This window comes from Candidatus Methanoperedens sp. (assembly GCA_012026795.1).
GTDB lineage: Archaea > Halobacteriota > Methanosarcinia > Methanosarcinales > Methanoperedenaceae > Methanoperedens.
Window position 1 is genome coordinate 36,166 of record VEPM01000011.1, and the last position, 17,204, is coordinate 53,369.

The following is a 17,204-nucleotide window of genomic DNA, read 5'->3' on the forward strand; positions in this document are numbered from 1 at the left end:
GGAATATCCCCATATCCTCAATTATCATCAAAAACCAGCAGAAACACAGTAAACTGCCCTTTAATTTCGTGCCCTATAAATTAAAATAAGATGTGTGAATAAAAACAAAAGTGGCTATGTGTGGCTTTTTGGGTTATTATTCAACACCCTTTGATACTGTATATGCAGATCCACACTTTTTTCACACCATGTTTTATATTAAACACATTCAATCATAGGGTATATTAAGACCAATTGCTAATTCAGAATGTGGAAAAAACTATTGTGATTTCTAATACAAGTCCCTTAATTAACTTAGGAATGGCCAATGCGCTAAATTTAATACCATCATTGTTTCCAGAAGAAGGGTTTGAAGTGGTGATCCCCACTGAAGTTATAAACGAAATAAAACCCCCACTAAAGAATAAGGTAAAAGAAATGCAGAATGAAGGACATATAATCATATCTCCTTTTTTTATTTCTTCTGTGATGAATAGCGTGATTCCAATTGCACAAGAAATAGCTATGAATGCAAAAACATGGGAACCGGAACAACATTATACCGAAGCATACGTGATTGTCAAAGGAGAACAAGCTAAATTATCACTTGGAAGCGCTTTCGTTTTGATAGATGAAAAGGATGCAAAAACTATCGCTAAGCAGAAAGGCTTAAGGGTTATGAACCACATTGATATTATAAGAGAATGCGTAAGAAAGGAAATAATAACCCAAGACGATGGGTTGCATCTGCTTGAAACACTAGTTTCAAAAGGTATAAAATATAGGTCAGGGATGTTAGAACATTATAAAAATGAATGGTCGTAAAATTATGTCATGGGATGAAATTGATTGGGAAGATGAAAGTGGTTCTATTGCTTTCAAAGAATGGGAGAAACGAAATGAAATTAGAAATAGAACAAAGGAAGATATAAAGAAAGTAGTGGATTTCACTCCAGATGATTGGGTTTTGGTATTATTACATTTAAATGGTAATTCATTGAAAAAAACACCAATATTTAAACAATTATGTATTTTTGGGGAACGTATAGGTCTTAATGATTCAGGTATTTTTTCATGGTATCCGCATAATTATGGTGCATACTCTAACGTAGTTGAAAATGCATTAAAGGATTTGGTGTCTAAGGGTAAACTTGAGTTACAAATGGGAACAACCCCAGAAGACCATATATTCAAAAACTACATAAATAAGGATAATGAGCAGGCAGCGCAATTATGGGGGGTGTTGCCAGATTCAATTAAGACCGTTCTACTTGAATTAAAAGAAGAATTTAAGGATAAAAGAACTATTGAAATAGTTAATTATGCCCATGATGCATATCCAGAATATGCAACTAAATGTTTGCGATGAATGATTTTATAATGTTACTTGACAAATAGGAAGGTCAGGTTTTTTCATAATCAGAGTTTACTAACTTTGGTGGTTGGTATGCCTATCCAAACCTTATAGAGAGTTCACTGGCATGGTGACAATGAGGATTATGGTATAATTGTGCATGGCTTAGATTCCCAGGTTATAGATTCCATGCTAGGCTATTACTGTGAAGACTCCAAATAAAAAGAAATGTGGCTGTACTTCCTGTTTTGAGTTATTTGAGTTTTGACAACATCTATCAGCAAACATAGACTTGACAGAACCATATTTACGGATGAGTAAATGCGTGCTCTATTTCATATTTTTTCGTCATATATTTCATCATGCTCTTCTGATAAGTCTCTGGATGCCCGGAAAGTTTGCATTTTGAAAAAGGAATCTTCTTTATTAAAGCCAGATTTTTCTCTTACCCGTTCTAACATATCTTCTCTTATTGCTTTCTTGATACGCTCATCAAATGAACTTTCTCATGCTTCTGCGGGCATCTTCAAGCATGGGCAGGTCCTCGACCATTTTAATTTTACTGCCCAGCATTGCAGCAAAAGGTTCCAGTGATACATAGACTTCATCGCGTTTAACCAGAAATTCTTTAGGTTTGATCTTTGCACCTTCAAGAAAACTGACGAACTTATCAGGGAATTTTAAGGTGAATTCTTCCCGCTTTTCAATCTGGAAGTAAAAAACAAATGCAGATCTATGTTCAACCATAATACACATATAAGGATAATATGGCCTTTCCTCTTTTTCTTTTATGGGTGCAGGCACATAAAAAAAGTCAACTTCCCATACCCCTTTTTGCTGGAATTTTACTTTTTTCAATCTCTCCAAAATTGTTTCATCTAAAGCCATTACTGGAAAGTCATTTCTTTCAGGAAATGTGGGTTCTATCCACTCATCCTTCCATAAAATATTCACACCCTGCTGCAAGGGAACACGAACCAGATATTGTTCGCCTGGTGAGTGATTGAGCATATCGGGATCCTTCTGAAAGCGCCGGGAAACTTCAACTGCCTGCTGCAGGGCAAGTGTAAGGAACACGGCCTCTTTTCCTGTCAGAAACCACGGAACAAGACCCGGCGTATAATTCCTGAACATGGGCCATGCGTTATTTCCCCTGAACTTCAAACCAAGAGCTTTTATTTGTTGAAGGTCTTCTTTTTGTAAGTATTTCCTATCCTCAAAGGATGCCATCAGGCATTTCTGAATAAAAAGTGCTTCTCCATCGTAAGGAGAAACATCACCTGAGACGATCCTCATTATTCCTTCAAGTCCCTCTGCGCCTAAATAAACTCCAAGGGCATAATGTTCTCCTGCTGCGCCCATGATGCAGCAGTACCCTATTTCACCGCTTACCGGATCCTGTACCCCGAAAATATCAATATCGTGCATCCAGTCCCAGGGAGCAGCTTTTTTGAATTCAATAGTTGCCTCATAAAGGGCTTTCCATTCCTGATGAGAAGGTGGCTGGTCAGTATTCATGATTTTATTTACTCACTATAAGCGATGATAGTAAGGGGATAAATATCTTTTTCTTTTGCATCAAACATAATCCCCGCGTAACCTATTTCACCCCTGAACACATCTATCACTCAAATCTATGACTACTGAATGTAAAGACTGTAAAGGCACAGGGACTATAATCCTCAGTGAAAGGGAATGTCCTGACTGCAAAGGTACTGGTAAGCCAAAATCCATAAGCCTTGACCGACTTTCTGAAAAAGACCTTGGTGCCCTTATGGGTGGTGGCATAAAGTGCATAAAATGTTTCGGTACAGGCAAATTCTCGGTGACAGAACCCTGTAAAGCGTGCGGAGGGCGGGGGAAATTCATCACATGCAAGGTATGCGGGATAGAAATTACAGGCAGGGGAGAACTGTGTGAAAACTGCGCCAAAAAACAATATGTCCATATCCTCGGTACCGAATGCGACATACGTGAACTTGAGATCGGGAAGATCTACGAAGGAAAAGTGCAGGGTCATGCCAATTTTGGTGTGTTCGTTGACCTGAATCCACAAATGCGGGGGCTTATTCATTCAAGCAATCTGAGTTATACTCCTGAAATCGGGGACAAGATATTCGTCGAAGTAAAAAACATTGCCCAGAACGGCAATATCGAACTGTTGCTCAGGAGTGCGAAAGAATACCAGGTAATTTATGTTGAAAAACAGCTTCCCAGAAGAAAGACCATAGAGCTCACAAAGTTCCTCGGGAAACTCATCCACCTCTCAGGTGAGGTCATCCAGATAAAGCAGACCGGAGGTCCCACGATATTTTCCATTTCAGATGAGGAGGGGACAGTCCAGTGCGCGGCATTTGAAAAAGCAGGAGAACGGGCATATCCGGAGATAAAGGCCGAGATGATTGTTAAAGTCATTGGGGAACCTTCCATGAGAAATGGCGCATTGCAGGTTGAGATCCGCTCCATAAGACAGCTGGGAGGAAAGGATGCCGCAGGAATAAAAGAGCAGATCGAAGCAGCCATAGACAAACGCGTCCAACCCCACGAAATCCAGTTCCTTGTAAAAAGTGATATACTCGATAAGTTAAAACCTAGGATGAAAAACGCTGCCAGGCTTATAATGAAAGCTGTATATAAATCCAGGCCAATAATCATAAGACATCATGCTGATGCAGATGGAATAACATCTGCTATCGCAATTGAGCGTGCCATTTTGCCTCTTATCAGGGAAATCGGGGGATCTGATGCTGACCGGCACTTTTTCAGGCGCTCTCCTTCCAAAGCGCCTTTTTATGAGATAGAGGATGTGACAAAAGATATTACTTTTGCGCTTGAGGACCAGGAGCGTTTTTCCCAGAAGATGCCGCTTGTAGTGTTGATGGATAACGGGGCGACAGAGGAAGATATGCCTTCCATGAAACAGGCTGTTATTTATGGAATTGATATCATGGTCATTGACCACCATCACCCGGACGGGTCTATCGATAGCATGGTTCTTGAACATGTGAACCCTGCTTATGCAGGCGGGGATTATGGATTAACAACAGGGATGATCGGTACTGAAATCGCAAGAATGATAAACCCTGATGTGACAGAAGAAATAAAGCACCTTCCTGCGGTTTCAGCAATGGGCGACAGGTCGTCTGCACCTGAAGCTGATAGTTACAAAGCCCTTGTGGCAGATAAATATAAGATCGAGGATCTGAGGAAAATGGCTCTTGCAATCGATTATGAGGCATTCTGGCAGAGGTTCAACGATGGAAGGGGGATAATGAATGATATCCTTAATCTTAATTCGAATGTAAGACATCAAAAGATCGTGAATTTATTGAACGAGCAGGCAAATGCTGCAATTACCGAACAGCTTGAGGCATCAATGCCTAATGTTAAAACGCAGAAATTGCCTAACGGGACAATAATGAACGTGATCGACGTTGAGAATTTTGCACATAAATTTACGTTCCCGCCTCCTGGAAAGACAAGTGGGGAGATACATGACAGGTTATGTAACCAGCATGCAGGACAGCCTTTAGTCACCATCGGATACGGGCCTGATTTTGCAGTGCTTCGCTCAAAAGGCGTCAGGATGAACATCCCCCAGATGGTGAAAGAACTTCACAGCGAGATAAAAGGCGCTGGCGTAAGCGGTGGAGGGCATCTTGTGGTGGGAAGCATTAAATTCGTGGAAGGGATGAGAAAAGAAGTGCTTGCAAAACTTGCAGAGAAAATAGGAGCGGCAGGGGTTGAATGAAGATAAACGATGATTGCGTGGGATGCGGCCAGTGCGCTGCATATTGTCCATTTGATGCAATTAATGTATTTGGCCGCGCTGCCATGAATGAGAACTGCACAGAATGCGGCAAATGCGTTGATTATTGCCCCCAATGTGCAATTTCGGAGGCGTAATGAAGGTAGTAGTTATTGGCGCGGGTCTTGGCGGGTTGCTTGCCGGAGCAAAACTCACAAAAGCCGGATACGATGTTGAGATTTTTGAGCGCCTTCCTTTTATTGGGGGCAGGTTTACAAATCTTCCTTATAAAGGTTTCAAACTCAGCACTGGCGCTCTTCACATGATACCTCATGGCTCGCGCGGGCCCCTGGCACAGATGTTAAAAGAAGTGGGTGCGGATGTAACCATCATTGATTCTTCGCCGATGGCAGTGATCCAGAAAGAAAACAGAGAAATAATCTCGTTTCATGATTTCCGGAATGAACTTACACTTACAAAGCAGGTGAAACTCGGGACTGTTCTTGCGTATTCCCTGAAATACAAACCAAAAAGCGATATATCATTCAGGGATTGGGTATTGAAATATTTTGATGATGAATTCCTTTTCAAGCTTGCTGATTCTTTTTGCGGCTGGGCATTGAGCCTTGCGGCAAAGGATGTCCCGGCGCGGGAGATGCTTGAAATAATCGATAATATGTATCTCTACAAAGGCTCAGGAATCCCGGTGGGTGGATGCGGCGCTGTAACAGATGCGCTTTCTGGGATAATAAGATCAAATGGGGGAAGGATTTATTCACAATCCGGTGTTGAAAGAATAATCATCGAAAATGAACATGCAAAAGGTGTCATCGTTAATGGAAAAACAATTGATGCTGACATTGTGATCAGTGACACAGGACATTCTGGGACAAGCAAATTGTATGAGTGCAGGGATAAGGAATATTTAGATAAAATATCAAATGTCAAACCTTCAAAAGGAATCAAAATATGTCTTTCCTCGGATGAAGCGTTGATAGGCCATAGCGGTGTGTTTTTTACACCATACGCCAGGAGGATAAATGGCATCAATGAAGTTACAAATGCAGACCCATCTCTTGCACCGCCTGGAAAACATCTTGTGATGTCTCACCAGGCAATTATTACAGATGACCTGAAATCTGAGATCAATCTTGGACTCTTTGACCTGAAGCAGCTTTTCCCTGGTAAGAAATACGAAGTGCTTTTGATCCAATCATATTCCAGCGGATGGCCTGTCAACAGGGCATCATCAGGAACCGATAACGGGAATAAGACTCCTGTCAGGAACCTGTATATCGTAGGCGATGGCGCCAAAGGAAAGGGCGGGATAGAGGTGGAGGGTGTGGCGCTCGGTGTCAGGAATATGATGGGTGAGATCGGGATATGCGAAGGCTCATCCTGATTTGAAAAATGTTATTTACTAACAATCAGGTGCTTGAGATTCATTCCTTTCAAAAGATCTATCATTTCCTCTTTATCCGGGGCCATCAGTTCGGATAATCCTGAAAAAAGATTATCGGACATTTCAGCTCTTCCAACAAGATGCTCTGGTTTTCGTATATTCTTCACTGGCGCTGATTGCAAAGGTTCCTGTTGGACTGCTTCTTTCAGTTTATCCATTGCAAATCCGGCCTCTGAGCGCAAATTACTGTCCGGATGATTAAGGCGCAAATCTTCTAACAGGTCGTATGTATCTGCTACTATTGCCGGATCCTTCTGGGCAAGTTGTTTCGTTAACCTGATAGCATATATTCTCTCATCCACGTTGAGACCGTTTAGAATCCGGATGATCTCTTTTGACCGGTCTTTGAAAAACTCATGATGGGTGGCTGCAAGGATGCTAAGTATGAAATAAGATATCTCCCTGCTTTTTGCATTCGTACTTTCAAGGGTGATAAGTAGTTCAGGGACTGCGGTTTTCATCCGATCCGGGTATTTCGGGGCTATTTTTGAAAGGATTTCAAGGATATTCAACATATTGTTTTCATGCAGGTCATTTCTCCTATCCCTCATGCAGCTTACGATAACATCTACCTGATAATGTGCTACCCCGATATGATTTTGTGCCATTCTGTCATAGGCTGAAATTGCAGAATTTAACGCTTTTACGTTTCCTTTTGTCAATATGTCATTGAGTAACCCTATGGCTTCCGGTACTAAATCCTGGTGGTCATCAAGTAATTCGCAAAGAGATGCCATATTGGACTCGCTTGCGTTTCCTTTTCCTATTTTTTTAAGGATATTTCGGATTTTTTCTTGAAAATTATTAAAAAAAATCATAATATACCTCCGGATATGTATATTCTTCAATGAACATTCATATAGGTTTTATGAACACAAGTTAAATATTATCCTTTTTTCATAATGACATCAGCCATGGCAAAAAGAATCGCCCCACAATATGACATGCTCTTTGGCGAGGGCAAATTCAATGCAACTCTTCTTATAGGTCCTGACCCCCTGGGTGCAAATTTTGACTTTAAAGTTTTTCTTGAAGCCAGGCGAAGACTGGTATCGATCGGCTTCAGATTGACCGATAGCAAACGCGGGTTTGTGGAGTATCAAAAAACATTCGATTACGATAATAAGAAAATAAAGGCAAGAATACATCTTATTCTTGGCCGTAATTTCAGCGGGAACCTGCAGGAAACATGGCGCGAAAGTCTTGCTAACGAGGATCTCATATACCTGAAAACGCACGCGGGATATGGTAAACATCTGAGCCTGAGCGATGATGTGATTTATTTTACTGATGCAATGAAAGAAGGATTTGATCTTTCGGAAAGGAAACCATACCAGTTGTACTATCTTGATTGCTGCAAGAGTGAAATGTATTATAAGGATGCATTCAGGAACTATATCGGGGGCAATGGTGTTGACCTTATTTTGCATAAATGGTTTTGCGACTACATGATAATCGGGCCTGTGGTGATACTGATCAGGGAACTGATGGCTGGTTCTGACTTTGAGACAATTGTTTTGAAAATGAATGAAGAATATGGAATACCGCATTTTGATGTGGAAGATGATCCTGCGGATAAGAGACTGGACAGGAAGATGGTGACATATTCGGTAAGTGATTAATCCAATCCGGGATATGATCGTATTGAAATTTCAAATCGGGAATTTAGTATAGGAGTGAGTGGACAGGTTGGGGAGTGGTGGTATCTTAAAAAGGTTTTTTCCTGTCCACTGCAATTCGTATATATACGAACGATGGTATTTATAGCTTACGATTGGTGTTTGTGAAGTACTTATTCTCTTAAACTCTCACTTTCTCCCCACACTCATTTCTCCTGTAAACCCCGAACTCGCTGTTCTTTAAAACCTCCCCTCCGAACACAGGCCCATCCCTGCATACGCGCAGGCCATCCACGCAGCATGCCCCGCAAATCCCGATTCCGCATTTAATATAGCGGTGGAGGCTGAATTGTGCTTTTCCCGGCTCGACTTTATCAAGCACCTTTTTCATCATAATTTCAGGGCCGCAGCAATATATCCGGTCATAATTTTCCTGTTCCGGTATCAACCCGGTCACATATCCGTGTATTCCAGAAGATCCATCATCTGTCGCGACCATCACCGATCCTGCTGCTTCAAAGCGTTCCATGAATACCAGTTCTTCTTTTGTCTTTGCGCCAAGAAGAGTTGTGACTTTTAGCCCCTGTAAACTTGCTTTTTCAGCAAGAGGCGAAAGAGGCGCAGCCCCTACCCCGCCTGCTATCAGCAAAATATGATCTCCCTTCAGCTGGAACCCGTTTCCGAAAGGTCCGCGGATGCCAATTGAGTCGCCTTCGCCAAGTTTGAACAATTCTGATGTTGCATGCCCTACCTTCTGGACTGTAATCGCATTATCATAGGAGAGAGCCATCGGGATTTCATCAACGCCGCGTATCCACGCCATTACGAACTGGCCAGGCTCAGAATAAAAAGAGGTATCAAAGAAAAAAGTCCTTATTGTTGGTGTTTCCTCAACTACCTTTGTTATTACGGCATTCACAGGTTTCATATTTTATGCGCCATCCCACAAACTTCATCTAATGTCCATTCTTTTTTTGCCAGGAATGTTTCCATACCCTTTGATATATCTTTGAAAACATTGATGTTATTCCCGACAGCAGAGCCAATTTCGACTGCAAGGGCTCCTGCCATTATGAATTCCACCGCATCCTTCCAGTCCGAAATCCCGCCAGCGCCAATTACAGGTATATCAAGAGCATCGTAAAGATCATAAACACATTTTATTGCAACCGGCTTTATTGCACGGCCGGAGAGACCCCCGAACCTGTTTCCCAGTACAGGATAACCACTTTCGATATCTATTGCCATCCCCCTCACAGTGTTTATCGCAACAACTGCATCAGCACCCCCGCGTTGGGCTGCCAATCCAATACTCTTTATATCTGTGACATTGGGCGTTAATTTTACCCAGACCGGCTTATCAGTAGCGGTTTTTACCGCAATCGTAATATCTTCCACAAGATTTGGGTCTGTACCGATTTCTGCGCCAAATCCGTGGGCATGCGGGCAGCTTACGTTCAGCTCAAACGCATCAGCATCCAGGGCTCCTGCGATTTGCGAAAAATCAAGAGCGCATCCCCCGAAAATACTTGCGATCACGGGGATGCCCGAATCCCGCGCAATATCAATTTCCTGCTGGAAATTCTTATAAGAAGGATTCGGAAGACCCATTGCATTCAGGTAACCGCAATCCACTTCAACCATGCTCGGATTAGCATGCCCTGTTTTTGGCTCAATCCCCAGGGATTTTGTGATGACTGCGCCTGCCCCATTATCCGCAATCCGCTTTAGTGAGCCGCCTGTTGTCCCCATGACTCCTGCTGCAAGAAGTAGCGGATTTTTTAGGTTCAGGCCCGTTAAAGTTAGTGAAAGCATTAATACTAACCATGCTTAGACCGTACTTAGCTTTTTTTATCCGGGACTCTGGCTCAAAATTTTAATGCCATGAAATTCATATCCATGTTCAAAAGAACTATAAAATGTGAAAAACAATATCAAATACATAATACTGTTATTCTCATTAACATTTATTATTAACCAGGTATCTGCTGCTGAAGTAAAAATCATTCCCCTGAACCAGACAGTGACTCAGGGTGACATATTTGATTTGAATATAACAATAGACCCACAGGGACCAGAAATTGCAGGTGCGCAGTTGAATGTCGAATTTAACAATTCCATGCTCTCCTTAAATAATGTCATAGAAGGGGAGTTTTTTAAACAAAACGGAGCCAGTACATTATTCAACACGGTTATATTAAATAATCCAGGCGTTACATCAATAAATGTTTACAGCGCTATTCTTGGTCCTTATAATGTATCCTCTCCCGGAACGTTTTTGACCATCAACGTTACTGCCACAGGTTCGCATGAACAGGCCGGGATATATCTTTCCAGTGTACAGATTGTTGATCCTGCCGGGAATTATGTACCGGCTAATGTAATAAACGGGAATGTAAATATTAACAGCTCTTCTGATACATCGATAAGATATATCAATGGTACAGTACTTGATAGCGTCACAAAAGCAGGTATCATCGGTGTGGACATATTCACCAACACCAGCATTTCAACAACGACTGATGCATCAGGGTTCTACTCACTGGCTGTTCCTGATGGTACATATGATATTACGGTTAAATTCGATCCTGAATATTACCCGAATAGTACCACTGTCTCAACAACTTCAAGCGTAGTTGTAATGCAGGATTTTGAACTTGTTAAGAAGCCGACAGGAACTATAACCGGAATTGTTACACACGCCTAACGATTGAACGAAAGCCGGCATTATGTTACCACCCTCGCTCAAGCCTTATTGCTTTTGGTATGCAGTATGCCACGCATGTTGTACATCCGATACAGAAACTTTTATCCACAACTTCTGCAACAGTCTTACCATTTTTCTTAACGAGCCTGTAAATCCTTGGCCCTTTCGGGCAAACCCTTATACATTCCCCGCATCCTGTGCATTTTTCTTCATCAATGAGTATGTCTATCATGGCCAAGCACATATATAAACAATAATACTAAATTAAAGCGCATGTCTGGAAATACTTTTGGTACACTTTTTCGGATAACAACATGGGGCGAGAGCCACGGCCCTGCCGTCGGTGTTGTCGTTGACGGCTGCCCTGCCGGCCTTTTACTTGATGAGTCTGATATCCAGAAAGAATTAAACCGCAGGCGTCCGGGGCAAAGCGATATAACAACCCCGCGCAAGGAAGAGGATAAAGCAGAGATATTATCAGGCATATTCCAGGGAAAGACCACAGGCGCGCCGATATCGATACTTGTGCGAAATAATGATGTTGATTCAAGCAAGTACGAGGCGCTTCGTGACACTCCCCGCCCGGGACATGCGGATATGACTTATGAATTAAAGTATGGATACCGCGATTGGCGGGGGGGAGGGAGATCATCAGCGCGTGAAACGATAGGACGTGTCGCAGCCGGCGCAATTGCTAAGAAAATCCTCGGTATTAATGGCGTTGAAGTGTTAGGTCATGTAGTTGAAATCGGAGGAATTCGCGCAAAGACAACCGATATAGAACATATCCGTGAAAATACGGAGAAAAACCCTGTCAGGTGTGCGGATATGGATGATGCATTGCAAATGGAGGCAATGATCCATGCAGCCAGAAGCGAGGGCGATAGTGTAGGCGGGATCGTTGAAATTATTGGCCTCGGAGTCCCGGCCGGGGTAGGTGAGCCTGTATTTGATAAGCTGGGCGCTGAACTTGCAAAGGGATTAATGAGTATAGGCGCTGTGAAGGGCATAGAGATAGGCATGGGATTTAAGAGTTCAATTATGAGAGGCAGCCAGATGAATGATCCGGTCGGGATGCAGGATGGTAAGCCAAAGCCTCTTACAAACAATGCAGGCGGTATCCTTGGAGGCATCAGCAATGGTGAACCAATAGTTTGCAGGATCGCAGTAAAGCCCACTCCATCGATCTCAAAAGAACAGCACACAGTAGACCTTAAGACTATGAAGGATACCCGGATAAAGATAACAGGCCGCCATGATCCTTCTATCCCGCCGCGCATCGTGCCGGTCGCGGAAGCGATGGTGGCGCTTGTGCTTGTTGATATGATGATGAGAGGCGGGTTCGTAAAAACTTCTGCAATGGGATGATTATGAACGATTTTAAACCGCAAAGTTCGCAAAGAACGCAAAGCATGTCAATCACGGCGATCTTGTATGAAAGAGAGCAGCAGCGACTTAGAACACGGATAACACGGATTGGACGGATTTTCACGGATCCGTGTGCATCCGTGTCATCCGTGCAATCCGTGTTCTATTTTAAATCTGCTTTTATCTGCGTTCATCTGCGGCTAATATTCGTTTCATTGTACTTGCGCGTTAGTCATATATTCGTATTTAATATTGTTAAAAAACGTTCAGGAGATATCTATTCATGAAATTCAATCCCGATGAGATAAAAGAAGCAACAAAGAAAGATTTTGACAAAGCCTGGAATGAAGGCAAAAAATATGTTACAAACCCCGGCATCAATGAAAAATACCCGCGCGTATCCTTGAAATATGGTAAACCGCATCCTGTTTTTGACACAATCCAGCGCCTTCGCGATGCATATATGAGGATGGGTTTTGAAGAATTCATGAACCCCATCATAGTTGAAGACAGGGATATCCATAAACAGTTCGGATACGAAGCTCTTGCAGTTCTTGACCGCTGCTTCTACATAGGCGGCTTGCCAAGACCAAACGTGGGAATATCCGATGATAGAATAATCCAGATAAAAAATATCCTGGGAGACATTGGTGATGAGGGCGTTGAAAAAATAAGGCAGATCCTTCATTCCTATAAGAAAGGTGAGATAGAGGGAGATGATCTTGTCCCTGAAATGGCCGCAGGATTAAAAGTCGCAGATTCCAGAGTGGCAGTAATGATAGACCATGTATTCCCTGAATTCAAGTCACTTGTTCCCGTATCCTCGCAGAATACACTTCGAAGCCACATGACATCAGGCTGGTTCATAAGTCTTGGCGAAATGTGTGAATACCGGAAAGTGCCGCTTCGCCTTTTTTCCGTGGACAGGGTATTCCGGCGCGAGCAGGCCGAAGATGCCACACGGCTTATGGCGTATTATTCAGCATCATGCGTTATAATGGATGAGAACGTAAGCGTAGAGGATGGGAAGGCTGTGGCTGCGGGGCTTCTCTCTCAATTCGGTTTTTCTAATTTCACTTTCAGGCCCGATGAAAAGCGGAGTAAATATTATGTGCCTGATACCCAGACCGAAGTTTTTGCATATCATCCGAAGCTTGTGGGTTCAAAGACAAAATACAAGGACGGCTGGGTCGAAGTTGCAACATTCGGGATTTATTCGCCATCTGCCCTCTCACAGTACAATATACCATATCCTGTGATGAACCTGGGGATGGGTGTTGAGCGCCTCGCAATGATACTGCACGATTCAACGGATGTCCGCGCTCTGACATATCCGCAGTTCCAGTACAGGACCAACTGGGTCATGTCAGATAGCGAAATAGCATCAATGATATTTGTCGAGGATGTGCCTGTTACTGAAACAGGAAAAGAGATACAGGCTGCGATCGTCAGGACCTGTGAGCAGTATGGGAATACAGTAAGCCCATGTGAATTTACAGCATGGGAAGGGGAATTATCAGGAAAGAATATTCGTGTCAGGGTCATTGAGCCCGAGGAAAATACAAAGCTTTGCGGACCTGCTGCGATGAACGAGGTCATTTCTTACAAGAACGACATCCTTGGCCTGCCCAGGACTTCGAGGTGGAATGAGGCATTCAAGAACGGTGTCAGTTCCGGCATAAGATATATTGATGCATTCGCGGCGCGCTGCGCAAAAGAGATAGAGGAAGCTGCAAAGAATGGAAATGGCTGCGAAATCAGGGCCAGGATCATCAAGGTGCCATCTGAGATAAATATCACGATAGACCCCATTGTACAGCGGTATATCACGGGATTACAGAAAAAAATAGATACGAGAGGACCTGTATTTACAACTGTCAGGATGGAGATCGTATCTTGAAATTAAGAGCTGAACCTTATACGCTTGAGTTGCGTCATGATATTAAAGTCTCAGAACAGGATTTGCGGCACAATTTAAATCTTGATTGGTGCGATGCAGTATTATTTAATGTTGTTGCGATGGAGAATAAACAACTAAAAGAATATGATGCCATTCTATGGAACGAGAACGAAAAAGCTATTTTATTCATAGAATATAAAAACACGATTTCAAGTTACAAAGATTTAAGAAAACGGGATGCACAGCAGAAAAAAGCTTATGCTCGCAACATAGCAAGAGCATTCGGTTTTTCAAAATATAATTTTGTCATTACAGTCAATGGTATCGAACCGAACATAGAAAAAGAAAAGGGAGGGGCTGATGTTATTTCGATTAAAAAACTAAAAGAATATATGATTGACCCGGAATCATTCGAATCCACTCTAATCGAACTTGATTATGTAAATAGGCTATTAAATAAATATGATCGCGAAGAAAATATTGTTGATTTAAAGAAAGAACAAGTATTAAATGAATTAAAAGATTTACGTAGCATGATTGAGCAGGTGAATAAATGAAGCAAGCTGGATACGCCTATGCATACGGTGCAGGAACAATAATCAACGCGATTTCCACATGGAAAGGCGCTGCATTTGGTATTGACTTAAAAACACAGGCTGAGGTCATACTTACAGATGATAAAAAAATAATCGGCTACATGGAAGAAGGCGGTGACACAACTCTTATCGAACGCAGTGTTGAACTCACACTTTTACGCTTTGATTCAAAAATCGGTGCCAAAGTGGCAACAAAATCCCAGATACCAATAGCAAGCGGGCTTAAGAGCTCAAGTGCGGCCGCAAATGCAACTGTTCTTGCCACCCTTGATGCGCTTGGCGAAAAACTGGAACCTCTCGAAGTAATCAAGATTGGTGTCCAGGCCGCGCTTGATGCTAAAGTCACGATAACAGGGGCTTTTGACGATGCCTGCGCCTCTATGCTCGGAGGATTCGTGATAACCGATAATAAGAAGAAAGAACTCATCAAAAGGGAGGAGCGGGATTCACAGGTGCTGATATTAGCTCCTGAAAAAAAGGTATTAAGCTCCGGGACAAATGTACTGCGTTCACGGCTTATTGGCAAGTGGGTGGAAATGGCATATAAGGAAGCAGTTGCGGGAAATTATGAGAAGGCCATGACCCTGAACGGTTTCCTGTACTGCGCAGCCCTGGGCTTTAGCACAGATCCCATGATGATGGCACTTGAACTGGGTATCGATGGGGTAAGTTTATCAGGGACAGGGCCTGCCTATACCGCGCTTGGAAGTCCTGAGTTGCTCGATAAGCTTGAACCCGTATGGGAGCGATCCGGCGGAAAAGTGATAAGGACAAAAGTCAATAATAGCGGTGGGAAAGCATGCCTCTGAAAGAAATAAGGGCAAAGATAGAAAGAATCGACATACAGATACTGAATCTTATCGACCAGCGAACTGCCCTTGCAAAGGATGTGCTTGATGCAAAAAAAGCAGAGTGTAAGCCGATCAATGATGTTGATCAAAACAAAGTGGTGCTGGAAAGAGTTGTGAACCTGGCGATTGAGAGGGGATTGGATGGGGAAGAAGTAAAGAAGATATTTGAGATATTGATCCGTATGAATATCGAGCGCCAGCATGGGATGAGCGGGGAAGGGAATCTGCCGTGAGGGTTGTTTGCGGCACTGAATTTCCCTTAATTCCTCATGCTCGTAACAGGGCATGGCATCCTTCCGCCCCTTAAAATAAAATCATGCGAACTGAAAGCGCTCATGTTCATCACATAGGTCTCACCCAGAAGACCGCCAAAATTAACATAATCTCCTGCTCTCTTTCCCGGAACCGGAATTAACCTTACTCCTGTGGTCTTGTTGTTGACAACTCCTATGGCAAGTTCATCTGCAATGATTGCTGATATTGTCTCTGCCTTCGTGTCCCCCGGAATTGCAATCATATCAAGCCCGACCGAGCATACTGCTGTCAGCGCTTCAAGCTTTTCGATTGAAAGCGCGCCAACCCTTACTGCCTCGTTCATGCAGGAATCCTCGCTGACCGGGATGAACGTGCCGCTTAAACCGCCAACATTCCCTGATGCCATAGCCCCGCCTTTTTTCACTGCATCGATAAGAAGGGCAAGTGCAGCAGTGCTTCCTGGCGCTCCCATTTTCTCAATGCCCATCATCTCAACGATCCCGGCGACAGAATCGCCTACCTTTGTGGTTGAGGCAAGTGATATATCCACGATCCCGAAAGGCACCGATAGATTATGTGCAAGCTCTCTCCCGATTAGCTCCCCGGCTCTTGTTATCTTAAATGTTGTGCGCTTTATAACCTCAGAAAGCTCGGTAAGGCCGCAGTCCCTGTTCTTTTCAACAACACTTCGGACAACCCCGGGGCCGCTTATCCCGATGTTTAGCGAAAAATCAGGCTCTCCCACTCCATGGAAAGCCCCTGCCATGAAAGGATTATCCTCAGGCGCGTTCGCAAAAACCACGAATTTGGCGCATCCGATGCCGTTTTCTGTCCTGTCTGCTATCTCTTTCAAGGTTTTTCCGAGCCTTATCACAGCATCCATATTCATACCTGAAACAGTTGAAGCCACGTTCAGGAAAGCACATACCCTTTCCGTACTTGAGAGGACTTCAGGAAGTGAATTTATGAGCCTTTCATCTGCCCGTGTCATACCTTTCTGGACAAGCGCGCCGAAGCCACCGATGAAATCAATACCAACATCCTTTGATGCCTTATCAAGGGCCTTTGCGATCTGGTAAGGAGCATCAGGCTCGGCGCATGCTTCGATGATAAGTGAGACCGGAGTTACAGATATCCTTTTATTGATGATGGGAATGCCGTATTTATCTTCAAGTTTTTGTGCTTCAAGGATAAGTCTTCTTCCATAATCAGATACCCTGCCATATACGTTTTCCTTGAAAATATCAAGGTCTGAATTGATGCAATCCTTAAGGTTTATCCCCAGGGTCACAGTCCTTATATCAAAATTATGATAAAGAGTCATCTGGACAGTTTCCATGACCTCTTCAAGTGAATATTCCATGT

Annotated in this window: 18 protein-coding genes; 12 read left to right on the forward strand and 6 right to left on the reverse strand. The window is 43.1% G+C overall.

The window, feature by feature from the left end; translation table 11 throughout:
• Nucleotides 1-249: 249 nt before the first annotated feature.
• The gene (locus FIB07_06040; protein NJD52413.1) at nucleotides 250-804 is read left to right on the forward strand and encodes a hypothetical protein; all 555 of its coding nucleotides are present in this window, start codon (nucleotides 250-252) and stop codon (nucleotides 802-804) included.
• 4 nt (nucleotides 805-808) lie between these two features.
• Nucleotides 809-1,348: a hypothetical protein gene (locus tag FIB07_06045; GenBank protein ID NJD52414.1), complete on the forward strand. Its 540-nt coding sequence runs from the start codon at nucleotides 809-811 to the stop codon at nucleotides 1,346-1,348.
• Nucleotides 1,349-1,825: 477 nt separating this feature from the next.
• Here the strand turns inward: FIB07_06045 and FIB07_06050 are convergent, their stop codons facing one another.
• Nucleotides 1,826-2,851, reverse strand: a complete 1,026-nt coding sequence (locus FIB07_06050) for a hypothetical protein (GenBank protein NJD52415.1) — start codon at nucleotides 2,849-2,851, stop codon at nucleotides 1,826-1,828.
• 118 nt (nucleotides 2,852-2,969) lie between these two features.
• Between FIB07_06050 and FIB07_06055 the strand changes: the two genes are divergently transcribed.
• The 3 genes from FIB07_06055 to FIB07_06065 are packed head-to-tail and all read left to right on the forward strand — an operon-like array spanning nucleotide 2,970 to nucleotide 6,483.
• On the forward strand, nucleotides 2,970-5,084 hold the full coding sequence (locus FIB07_06055) for a S1 RNA-binding domain-containing protein (GenBank protein ID NJD52416.1): 2,115 nt from the start codon (nucleotides 2,970-2,972) through the stop codon (nucleotides 5,082-5,084).
• A complete protein-coding gene (locus FIB07_06060; protein ID NJD52417.1) occupies nucleotides 5,081-5,239 on the forward strand; it encodes a 4Fe-4S dicluster domain-containing protein in 159 nt (52 codons plus the stop codon). Before FIB07_06055 ends, FIB07_06060 begins: the two co-directional genes overlap by 4 nt.
• The gene (locus FIB07_06065; GenBank protein NJD52418.1) at nucleotides 5,239-6,483 is read left to right on the forward strand and encodes an NAD(P)/FAD-dependent oxidoreductase; all 1,245 of its coding nucleotides are present in this window, start codon (nucleotides 5,239-5,241) and stop codon (nucleotides 6,481-6,483) included. Before FIB07_06060 ends, FIB07_06065 begins: the two co-directional genes overlap by 1 nt.
• 11 nt (nucleotides 6,484-6,494) lie before the next feature.
• On the opposite strand, the gene FIB07_06070 is transcribed toward FIB07_06065, so the two are convergent.
• The gene (locus FIB07_06070; GenBank protein NJD52419.1) at nucleotides 6,495-7,361 is read right to left on the reverse strand and encodes a hypothetical protein; all 867 of its coding nucleotides are present in this window, start codon (nucleotides 7,359-7,361) and stop codon (nucleotides 6,495-6,497) included.
• Nucleotides 7,362-7,457: 96 nt separating this feature from the next.
• Between FIB07_06070 and FIB07_06075 the strand changes: the two genes are divergently transcribed.
• Nucleotides 7,458-8,165 (forward strand): hypothetical protein, encoded by a 708-nt coding sequence (locus tag FIB07_06075; protein NJD52420.1) that lies wholly within the window; start codon nucleotides 7,458-7,460, stop codon nucleotides 8,163-8,165.
• Nucleotides 8,166-8,343: 178 nt separating this feature from the next.
• Here FIB07_06075 and FIB07_06080 read toward each other — a convergent pair whose 3' ends face one another.
• Together FIB07_06080 and FIB07_06085 are read right to left on the reverse strand one after the other, a co-directional pair.
• Entirely contained in the window at nucleotides 8,344-9,090 is a 747-nt protein-coding gene (locus FIB07_06080; GenBank protein NJD52421.1) for a dihydroorotate dehydrogenase electron transfer subunit, read from the reverse strand.
• Complete coding sequence (locus tag FIB07_06085) at nucleotides 9,087-9,977, reverse strand: dihydroorotate dehydrogenase (protein NJD52422.1); 891 nt, start codon at nucleotides 9,975-9,977, stop codon at nucleotides 9,087-9,089. Before FIB07_06085 ends, FIB07_06080 begins: the two co-directional genes overlap by 4 nt.
• Nucleotides 9,978-10,083: 106 nt before the next feature.
• Here FIB07_06085 and FIB07_06090 point away from each other — a divergent pair, with 106 nt between their 5' ends.
• Nucleotides 10,084-10,869, forward strand: a complete 786-nt coding sequence (locus tag FIB07_06090) for a hypothetical protein (GenBank protein NJD52423.1) — start codon at nucleotides 10,084-10,086, stop codon at nucleotides 10,867-10,869.
• 25 nt (nucleotides 10,870-10,894) lie between these two features.
• On the opposite strand, the gene FIB07_06095 is transcribed toward FIB07_06090, so the two are convergent.
• Entirely contained in the window at nucleotides 10,895-11,098 is a 204-nt protein-coding gene (locus FIB07_06095) for a 4Fe-4S dicluster domain-containing protein (protein NJD52424.1), read from the reverse strand.
• A 44-nt stretch (nucleotides 11,099-11,142) separates the two neighbouring features.
• Here FIB07_06095 and aroC point away from each other — a divergent pair, with 44 nt between their 5' ends.
• From aroC to FIB07_06120, 5 genes are all read left to right on the forward strand, one after another.
• On the forward strand, nucleotides 11,143-12,237 hold the full coding sequence (aroC, locus tag FIB07_06100) for a chorismate synthase (GenBank protein ID NJD52425.1): 1,095 nt from the start codon (nucleotides 11,143-11,145) through the stop codon (nucleotides 12,235-12,237).
• A gap of 283 nt (nucleotides 12,238-12,520) precedes the next feature.
• The gene (locus FIB07_06105) at nucleotides 12,521-14,137 is read left to right on the forward strand and encodes an O-phosphoserine--tRNA ligase (GenBank protein NJD52426.1); all 1,617 of its coding nucleotides are present in this window, start codon (nucleotides 12,521-12,523) and stop codon (nucleotides 14,135-14,137) included.
• Nucleotides 14,134-14,694, forward strand: coding sequence for a hypothetical protein (locus FIB07_06110; GenBank protein NJD52427.1), 561 nt, complete (start codon nucleotides 14,134-14,136; stop codon nucleotides 14,692-14,694). Before FIB07_06105 ends, FIB07_06110 begins: the two co-directional genes overlap by 4 nt.
• Nucleotides 14,691-15,542 carry a shikimate kinase gene (locus FIB07_06115; protein ID NJD52428.1) on the forward strand — a complete coding sequence of 284 codons (852 nt, stop codon included), beginning with the start codon at nucleotides 14,691-14,693 and terminating at the stop codon, nucleotides 15,540-15,542. The genes FIB07_06110 and FIB07_06115 overlap by 4 nt, the downstream gene beginning before the upstream one ends.
• The gene (locus tag FIB07_06120) at nucleotides 15,533-15,817 is read left to right on the forward strand and encodes a chorismate mutase (protein ID NJD52429.1); all 285 of its coding nucleotides are present in this window, start codon (nucleotides 15,533-15,535) and stop codon (nucleotides 15,815-15,817) included. The genes FIB07_06115 and FIB07_06120 overlap by 10 nt, the downstream gene beginning before the upstream one ends.
• 26 nt (nucleotides 15,818-15,843) lie before the next feature.
• Here the strand turns inward: FIB07_06120 and FIB07_06125 are convergent, their stop codons facing one another.
• Entirely contained in the window at nucleotides 15,844-17,202 is a 1,359-nt protein-coding gene (locus FIB07_06125; protein NJD52430.1) for a PFL family protein, read from the reverse strand.
• Between the last annotated feature and the right edge of the window lie 2 nt (nucleotides 17,203-17,204).

Bases quoted from the DNA above. Each gene is read 5' to 3' on its own strand.
- FIB07_06045 (NJD52414.1), top strand. From the start codon at position 809: ATGTCATGGGATGAAATTGATTGGGAAGATGAAAGTGGTTCTATTGCT.
- FIB07_06050 (NJD52415.1), bottom strand. From the start codon at position 2,851: ATGAATACTGACCAGCCACCTTCTCATCAGGAATGGAAAGCCCTTTAT.
- FIB07_06055 (NJD52416.1), top strand. From the start codon at position 2,970: ATGACTACTGAATGTAAAGACTGTAAAGGCACAGGGACTATAATCCTC.
- FIB07_06060 (NJD52417.1), top strand. From the start codon at position 5,081: ATGAAGATAAACGATGATTGCGTGGGATGCGGCCAGTGCGCTGCATAT.
- FIB07_06065 (NJD52418.1), top strand. From the start codon at position 5,239: ATGAAGGTAGTAGTTATTGGCGCGGGTCTTGGCGGGTTGCTTGCCGGA.
- FIB07_06070 (NJD52419.1), bottom strand. From the start codon at position 7,361: ATGATTTTTTTTAATAATTTTCAAGAAAAAATCCGAAATATCCTTAAA.
- FIB07_06075 (NJD52420.1), top strand. From the start codon at position 7,458: ATGGCAAAAAGAATCGCCCCACAATATGACATGCTCTTTGGCGAGGGC.
- FIB07_06080 (NJD52421.1), bottom strand. From the start codon at position 9,090: ATGAAACCTGTGAATGCCGTAATAACAAAGGTAGTTGAGGAAACACCA.
- FIB07_06085 (NJD52422.1), bottom strand. From the start codon at position 9,977: ATGCTTTCACTAACTTTAACGGGCCTGAACCTAAAAAATCCGCTACTT.
- aroC (NJD52425.1), top strand. From the start codon at position 11,143: ATGTCTGGAAATACTTTTGGTACACTTTTTCGGATAACAACATGGGGC.
- FIB07_06105 (NJD52426.1), top strand. From the start codon at position 12,521: ATGAAATTCAATCCCGATGAGATAAAAGAAGCAACAAAGAAAGATTTT.
- FIB07_06115 (NJD52428.1), top strand. From the start codon at position 14,691: ATGAAGCAAGCTGGATACGCCTATGCATACGGTGCAGGAACAATAATC.
- FIB07_06120 (NJD52429.1), top strand. From the start codon at position 15,533: ATGCCTCTGAAAGAAATAAGGGCAAAGATAGAAAGAATCGACATACAG.
- FIB07_06125 (NJD52430.1), bottom strand. From the start codon at position 17,202: ATGGAATATTCACTTGAAGAGGTCATGGAAACTGTCCAGATGACTCTT.